6 protein-coding genes and 2 pseudogenes are annotated in these 7,565 nt (G+C 66.0%); 3 read left to right on the forward strand and 5 right to left on the reverse strand.

Features of this window, described 5'->3' with window-relative positions; genetic code table 11:
* Positions 1-123 precede the first annotated feature (123 nt).
* The 3 genes and pseudogenes from istB to E1258_RS07515 all read right to left on the reverse strand — a co-directional run bounded on the left by istB (position 124) and on the right by E1258_RS07515 (position 2,494).
* A complete protein-coding gene (gene istB, locus E1258_RS07505) occupies positions 124-912 on the reverse strand; it encodes an IS21-like element helper ATPase IstB (RefSeq protein WP_132398098.1) in 789 nt (262 codons plus the stop codon).
* Positions 912-2,140 (reverse strand): annotated as a pseudogene (gene istA / locus E1258_RS07510) (IS21 family transposase). Before istA ends, istB begins: the two are co-directional and overlap by 1 nt.
* A gap of 111 nt (positions 2,141-2,251) precedes the next feature.
* Positions 2,252-2,494, reverse strand: a complete 243-nt coding sequence (locus E1258_RS07515; RefSeq protein WP_132398100.1) for a hypothetical protein — start codon at positions 2,492-2,494, stop codon at positions 2,252-2,254.
* 446 nt (positions 2,495-2,940) lie between these two features.
* On the opposite strand from E1258_RS07515, the gene E1258_RS07520 reads away from it, so the two are divergent.
* Both E1258_RS07520 and E1258_RS07525 read left to right on the forward strand, forming a co-directional pair.
* On the forward strand, positions 2,941-3,198 hold the full coding sequence (locus E1258_RS07520) for a hypothetical protein (RefSeq protein WP_132398102.1): 258 nt from the start codon (positions 2,941-2,943) through the stop codon (positions 3,196-3,198).
* Positions 3,199-3,658: 460 nt separating this feature from the next.
* Positions 3,659-3,919 (forward strand): hypothetical protein, encoded by a 261-nt coding sequence (locus E1258_RS07525; RefSeq protein WP_132398104.1) that lies wholly within the window; start codon positions 3,659-3,661, stop codon positions 3,917-3,919.
* Between the two features lie 370 nt (positions 3,920-4,289).
* Here E1258_RS07525 and E1258_RS07530 read toward each other — a convergent pair whose 3' ends face one another.
* Together E1258_RS07530 and E1258_RS07535 are read right to left on the reverse strand one after the other, a co-directional pair.
* On the reverse strand, positions 4,290-5,210 hold the full coding sequence (locus tag E1258_RS07530; RefSeq protein ID WP_132398106.1) for a hypothetical protein: 921 nt from the start codon (positions 5,208-5,210) through the stop codon (positions 4,290-4,292).
* A 182-nt stretch (positions 5,211-5,392) separates the two neighbouring features.
* A complete protein-coding gene (locus tag E1258_RS07535; protein WP_132398108.1) occupies positions 5,393-6,361 on the reverse strand; it encodes a hypothetical protein in 969 nt (322 codons plus the stop codon).
* A gap of 616 nt (positions 6,362-6,977) precedes the next feature.
* On the opposite strand from E1258_RS07535, the pseudogene E1258_RS07540 reads away from it, so the two are divergent.
* Positions 6,978-7,469, forward strand: a pseudogene (locus E1258_RS07540) (transposase); the annotation flags it as partial.
* Positions 7,470-7,565: the final 96 nt, after the last annotated feature.

Below are 7,565 nucleotides of genomic sequence, written 5' to 3' on the forward strand. Positions count from 1 at the left end.
CATGTGTCTACCCGCTCGCGGGCCGGTTCGTTGCTTCCCGCACGGGGCGGTGTCGTCGGCGCGTGAAATCGGACCCTGCTGCGGCGTCTGAAATCGGACCCCTTTGCCTGGGTATGACCTTACTCAGTCGTTGGTCTTGGTAGCCGCAGGAACGCGGCCGAGGTCGCGGTCTTTGAGGCGGTAGCTGTCGCCCTTCATCGAGATGACCTCGGCGTGGCGGACGAGGCGGTCGATCATGGCTGCGGCGACGACGTCGTCGCCGAACACTTCGCCCCACCGGCCGAAGGGCTTGTTGGACGTGACTATCAGCGACGCGCGTTCGTAGCGGTTGGAGACGAGCTGGAAGAACAGGTTCGCGGCTTCGGCTTCGAAGGGGATGTAGCCGACCTCGTCGACGATCAGCAGCGGGATCCGGCCGAGCTTCACGAGTTCGTCCTGGAGACGGCCGGCGTGGTGAGCGTCAGCGAGGCGGGACACCCACTGGGCGGCGGTGGCGAACGCGACCCGGTGTCCGGCCTGGCAGGCCCGGATCCCCAGGCCGATGGACAGGTGGGTCTTGCCCGTGCCAGGCGGGCCCAGGAACACCACGTTCTCCTTCGACGCCACGAAGTCGAGGGTGCCGAGGTGGGCGATCGTCTCCCGCTTCAACGACCGCTGGTGGTCGAAGTCGAACTCCTCCAGGCTCTTGCGAGCCGGGAACCTCGCCGCCCGGACGCGGCCCTCACCGCCATGAGCCTCCCGGGCAGCCACTTCGCGTTGCAGGCAGGCGGCGAGGAACTCCTCATGCGTCCACGACTCCGCCCGGGCCCGCTCCGCCAGCCTCTCGACCGACGCCGCGAGGGACGGCGCCTTCAGGGCGCGGGTGAGGAACGCGATCTCCGAGACAACGTTGCGGCTGGTCTTGGCGGCCATCACGCAGCCACCTCGACGTCCAGGCCGAACAGGCGGTCGTAGTCACTCAACGGCCGCCGTTCGACCTGGCCGTCGACGGCGGCCGCCGGCTTGTGTTGGGCGGCGATACGCAAATCTGCGGCGGCTTGTCGGTGGACGGGATCGGTGATGCTCTGATGCTTGGCCCAGCAGCGGTCGTGCCGGGCCACCGCCCGACCGTCGCAGAACACCTCCACCCGATCGGCATCGGCGGTGACCTCGACGCGGCGGCCGACCACGGACGGGTGCACCGAATAGTCGTTGCCGTCCAAGCGCACGTAATGATCACGAGGCAGGCGGGTGGTCCGCCGCCAACCCACCACCGGCGCGACCGGCGGCAACGACAGCATCACCTGCCGGTCGGCGTCCCACCGTTGCGCCGGCCGGCAGCCCAGCATCCGGTGCTGGCGGTTGTTCGCCCGCACCAACCACTCCGACAACTGGGCGTTGAAGTCGGCCGGCGAGGAGAACCGCCGTCCGGGCAGGAACGACGTCTCCAGATAGCCGTTGGCCCGCTCGACCAGACCCTTCGCCTCCGGGTCCGCCGGCCGGCACTGCATCACCTTGATGCCGAGGGTGCCGCGGAAGGCGTTCATCGCCTCCGTCAGCTGCGGCCTGCCGGCCCGCCACTGCCCGACCGCGGACTCGTTGTCCCACACCAACGCCTTCGGCACCCTGCCCCAACCGGAGATCAACGTCCAGTGTCCGACCAGCAGGTCCGGTGACTGCCGCGACGGGATCATCACCGCCGACAGCCACCGCGAATAGCCGGACACCATCACCAACACCGGCGGCCGACCCACCTGCCCGAACCCCAACGGCACATCCGCCGGCGGGAACCACAGATCACACTGCGCCAACTCGCCCGGCAGATACTCCGTCCGCTGCGCCGGGTCCGGCGCCATGAACAACGGCCGCAACAGGCGCACCCGCTCCTTGAGCACGGTCAACGACCGCGTCCAGCCGATCCGCTCGGCGATCACCGTGGCCGGCATCGACGGCCACTCCCGCAGCAACGCCCGGATCTGCGGCTCCACCGCGTCCACGATCGAACCCTTCGCCGGCGCTGGTACTTCGGCGGCCCCTGCGCGGCCAACGCCCGCCGCACCGTGTTACGACCCACCCCAAGCGTGCGGGCGATCACCTTGATCGGCATCCCCTCAGCCCGATGAAGACGACGGATCTCCGCCCAGTTCTCCATGCTCAACACCCCTCCGATCCTCGAAGAGGGGTCCAGATTCACCCGCCGACCCGGGGTCCGATTTCACGCGTCGCCGACAGGCGGTAGCACCGTGCGATGCCTGTTTCCGCTGGGTGCGGCTCAGGCTGCTGCCGTCGAGATGGCGGGTAGCGCGTCCTCCATCCGGCGGAACAGCCGGGCACCGTCCGGCACCTTTCCCTGCGCTCTCATTAGGTAGCTGGTCATCTTCTTCTCGCCGGCGACGATGTCGGCGTAGGAGCTGGCCGTGCACAGGAAGAGGGTGTCGTTGAGATCGTTGCGGTGCCACTTGTCGTCGGCGTTGGAGACTCGTAGGTGCACCAGTTCCCGGAATCGTCCGAGCATGGGAACGGCCGCGATCTCGGTCTCGGCGCGGAGGGTCCAACACTGCTGAATCTCCTCCGTGCTCCAGCCGGCAACGATACGTAGCTGCCCGGGCGATGTCCTGGATGAAGTCGCTCAGCGCCCGCACTCTGGTCACGTCGCGCAGGTGCGAACGGGCTTGAGGGGTGTTCCGCACGTGGATCGCGAGTTCCTGGAAGGATCTCGCCCAATTCTCCGCCATCTCCGTGCCGATGTCCGAGACCGTCGGCTCCGGGTCAACGAAGGTCTCCAGCAACGCCTCGGCCCAGGTGATCCGGTCGACTACGTAGCCCCTGGATCTCCGCGGGCAGCGTGCCGGCCGGGCGGTCTGCGTGCCGCTGGCGGTTCTTGTCGTCGGCCCATAGGGCGTGGGGATCGAGGGTGAAGACCTGGGACTTGCCGAGAGCCGCAGGCTCGGAGCCGAAGAGGTGATGGAGTTCGTGGGCTCGTACCCGCAAAGGCTGATCATCTGCCACCCCTGGGAGTACTTCACCATCACCTGGGCAACGTCCCGGCGCTGCCGGTCGGCCTTCTTGGCGATTTCGACCAGGTGGGCACCGGACACCGGCAAGATGATCTTTCCGGCATCGGCGAGCTCGGTGATCCGGCGGCAGACCCGAGCGCGGTCCTCGGGGATCTGCGAGGACCCGATGCAGTACCGGGCGAGGTCGATCCAGTGGTTGTGATCGAGGTAGACTACCGGCCGGTTCACCGAGGTCAGCAGCGTGCCGATCTCCATCGTGAGGGTGATTCCGCTGGCCAGTTCGATCTTCAGGGATGACGTGCGAGGAACGAACACGGATTCACGAATGGCATCGTGTCCCGTAGTCGCTCCGATGTTCCTCGTACGGTCTGCCCGTCGGTTCGTGTGATTTCCACCTGACCGGTCGCGGGAATGTGCTTGATCGCGGCGATGGCGAGCACAGGATGCTGCGGGCCGGGTTCAAGCGGTGGTTTAACGGACATCCGACCATGAGATCATGTGGCTCCGCCCCTGCGGCAAGGCGCTCTTACACCGCCTTGCGTCGGCATGACGACGATCCGGTCCGAACCGTGGGAGCGGGAAACGCCGGAAGCGGTGAAGCAGCAACTCCGGCCAGAGGCTTCGAAGGTCGCCGTCATCGATGATCGACAATCGAGCTGGGCATGGTCGACGCCGCCGAACACCTCGGCACCGACCGTGGCCACCGGGTGCTGGATCTGACGGTCAAACGCGGGCGCCGCCGACGGATCCCGTTGCTGCCCGTGGTGGCGCACGACCTCGACGAGATGCTCATCGAGCGCAGGTCGCCAGCCGACGGCCCGCTGTTCGTCGAACCGTCCGGTCGGCACATCTACGGGACGTGCCAGGGTGCACAGTCGAGGAAAGGGGCGGTGCAGAATTACCGCCACCAGCCGCGCAGGTAGGGACGCCGGCGCTGATGATGAGGTTCATCCCGGCGCCGGGTGTCACGGTTGCCGCCCCTCTGCACCTGCTTGTCTTCGCATCGGCCAACCAGGCGAGGGGATTCTGGCCGTCACCTATGGGCGTTCGAACTTCTCCGTCATGCGAAGCCGCACCTTTGGCTCGCCGCCGCGTTGACATTTTCCACAATGGACTTTTCTTTCCACCCCATCAGACGGACGAAATCCTGCCACACATCAGGGCCATATTACTGGACTTAGTTAAGCCGACTGTCGCCTTCGGCGCGAACTCACGAGCGCGAGAGGGCGCACCGACGATGATCGAGACCCTGGCCCGCTGGAGTACTAAACCCACACAAGGTCCGGGCCCGCATTAAGCCCCTTCCACGGCGTACATCCCGCAGTTGGGATACTGGCTGCAGTGGAGAAGCCGGAAATTCGAGTAGCGTCGCAACATGCCCTTGGATGCCTTGTCGCCGCTCCATGCAACAAACCCGTCCTTCCCGTGCGCGCATGGAGAGTCGGATCCGTCGTCGAAGCGGTCGAAGCCGCGTCCACCGGGAACCTTGCGGTGGTAGACCCTCTGGCCCGACAGCAGCTCGATCGGTCCCGTTCCGCTCGGCAATGCCGCACCCCACATCACAGCGACGATGTGTTGACGGAACTCGCTGTGGAGACTCTGGAAAGTCGCCCCAGGGCTACCTATGCGCTCAACTGGCTTTTCTAGCTGGTCAAACCGCTCGATTGAGAGCCGCCAGTCGCGTCCGGTGATGACCACAACCAGGTCGGCTCGTTCCGCCAAGGCCTGAGAGCTCAGCTCACGGGGGGCCGCGACAATCGAGAGACGCAGGCCGACGACGGCGGCGGTGGTGCGTAGTCTTGCCTCCCAATCAGGAGGCGTCTCGAGATATCCCGGCGTCGGCATGCCCAGAATGAGCACTTCCCTCGGGGCGTCCGGATGCTGAAGGTGGTGATCCACGCGGAGCCGCGCCCGCATGGTCTCCAGCCGCTCGGCCACGGTGCAAAGATCGTCGTCATCCACCACCACGGGAAACGCCTCAACGTCCACCTTGGCGACCTCGGGTGGCAGACCCGGGGTGATGGTGGCGCTGAGTTCGACGTAAACAGTAGAGCCGGCCGCGGTGACCAGCGCCGACTGACAGACCTCGATGATGCCGCCCGAGGTGCGCAGCTGGCCCGCAGCGCTCGGCCGGTTAACTACTTGCTCGAGGATTGCCGTCGCGGTCGGCGAGGCGAAGCCGTAGTCGTTCAAGGCCGCGAATGCCTGCTGCAACCATCCCGGGTTGGTCCGCTTTTGCGTTGCCCGCCGAAGGGGCGAGGTGCCTGCCTTTCCAGCCAGGACATACTCGCCGGGAGGCCGATCGACAGGCGTAACCTGGGCTGGCGACAGAGCGACTGAGAGGAGATCGCATACCTGTTTACCAGGCACACGCGGGTTGACACCCATGACAAGCCTCAGCCGCGCGCACGCAGCAAGTACTCAGCCTTGATTGGAAGGCTCGCAAGCTCGGCCAGGGGCATCAGGTCGATCACCAAGTGAAGCAGCACCCGCAGTTGGGCGGTTTCGTCGTTGGACTTTGGGGTGGCTGTTTCTGACGTGGATCGGGTCAGCTCCGAGTTCGCCGACGGTTTTGCGGTTGCCCTCGTACGCGTATCGAGGAGATCCCTGACGTTGACGCCGTTCTGACGTGCCCATGCGATGGCGAGGTCCAGTACCCTGCGCTGCAACTCCGCCCGCCAGGCGGACAACAGTCCAAGGCGGTTCAACTCATTCCGGAACCGTCCAGGACTGGGGTCGTCCAGGCTAGCCAGAAGGGCGTCTCGGGTCGTCTGGTCGGTGAGCGTCTTTGCCCACTCGCGCATCCAGGCGATTTGGGTAGCCATATCGGCGGAAGGCATTTCGATGAAGCGTTCTGGGGAGGATTCCCATGCCGGCCGCCCGTCGCGGCCGACAGGGTACATGATGCCCCTGTTGTTGCCGTTGTCCCAGAGCCTCCGATGATCGGGCGCCCAATCGACGAGGCATTGCCAGACATCGGATCGCAGCCGCATGCCCGGTGCCACCGTGCCACCGCCGCCCGAGGAGGTCATCGTGGGCGTCGCGGCCTTCGCGGCCGTAGTTGGCAACTGGGTGTCCGTCGTCAGCACGGCTTCCACCGGTTCGTCGGGCAGCAGCGCCATCCAGTGCCGCGTTGGTAGCTGCACCAAGCGGATGTAACCCTTCTCAGCGGCCGCCTGCACGAACTCGCGGAAGGTTGGAAAGCCGAGCCCCTGCTCGGAGAAGGTGCCCTGCATGCGCTCCTGCAGGGCGGGCTTGAGACCCGCAGTTGTCGTCATCCGTCCGGTCTGACGCCACTCCCGAATGACAGCGACGAGTGCCTCGTATGCGTCCAGCGTCGCGGGATCGGCGGGAAGTGCGGTCATGACATCCTCCAGAGAGTGAAAGCCCTCTTAGGAGGGCTTTCCACTAGTCCGTTTGAATGTCGACCCGTCAGGGCAGTGGCCTCCGCCGGCTCTCGATCTGACCGATCACTGCCGCGCGACCCGTAGGTAGGCGGTTTCCCACAGCGCCGCGAAGGGCTAGCGCCGCTGGGGCTCCCCGTCCGAGGGTTGCCGTCTGGCCAAAATTTGGCCCGACTCAATTCTGGAACACATGTGCGTCGGTCTCCGCAGATATGCGTTGCATCGGGACCCCGACACCGCCAGACTAGCCCACCAGCGTCCGGCTGTCACGCGAAGGTCGCGATGGGACGGCTCACAATCCCGACTGCGATCCCTCTCCCGCGACCGTCGCGACCAGCCTGAAGGCAGGCTGGTGCCGTAACCAACAACCTTCCCCGTGTTGGTTGACACGCCGTCGCCAGCGCTCTCGGCTGCCCCCCGGAGGTCAACTTACGCCCGTTGGGCCGCCAAGGGACTGTACAAATAACGGCTGATCGACCGATCAAGGGAGAGACGCCAGATGACGACCGAGATCACCTCGGAGCAGGAGCCGGCCGTAGGGCCGGTGGGTGCGGTCACGGATGAGCAGTTGATCGCGATGCTGGTCGATCGGGCTCGTGGTGACGGGCTGAAGCTGACCGGCGAGGGTGGGCTGCTGCAGCAGCTGACCAAGCGGGTCCTGGAGTCGGCGTTGGACGGTGAGATCACCGACCACGTCGGCTACGACAAGCACGATCCTGCTGGTCGGGGTAGCGGGAACACGCGTAACGGTAGCCGGACCAAGACGGTGCTCACCGACGTCGGGCCGGTCGAGGTCCGCGTTCCGCGGGACGCGGCGGGCACGTTCGAGCCGCAGATCGTGCGTAAACGGCAGCGGCGTCTGACCGGGGTCGACGACATGGTCCTGTCCTTGTCGGCGAAGGGCCTGACGCATGGAGAGATCGCGGCGCACCTGGCCGAGGTGTACGGCGCCGAGGTGTCGAAGCAGACCATCTCCACCATCACCGACAAGGTCATGGAGGGAATGGCGGAGTGGCAGAACCGGCCCCTCGACCCCGTCTATCCGGTCGTGTTCATCGATGCCATTGTGCGCCGCGAGGCGCTGTTGAACCGAGTGGAGGTGGAAGACCTTCACCTCGTGGCCGTCGCAGCGGCTGCGTGAAGCTGGGGGCAGCCTGATCCGGGG

The sequence above is a fragment of the Micromonospora sp. KC207 genome (assembly GCF_004348615.1).
Classification (GTDB): domain Bacteria; phylum Actinomycetota; class Actinomycetes; order Mycobacteriales; family Micromonosporaceae; genus Micromonospora.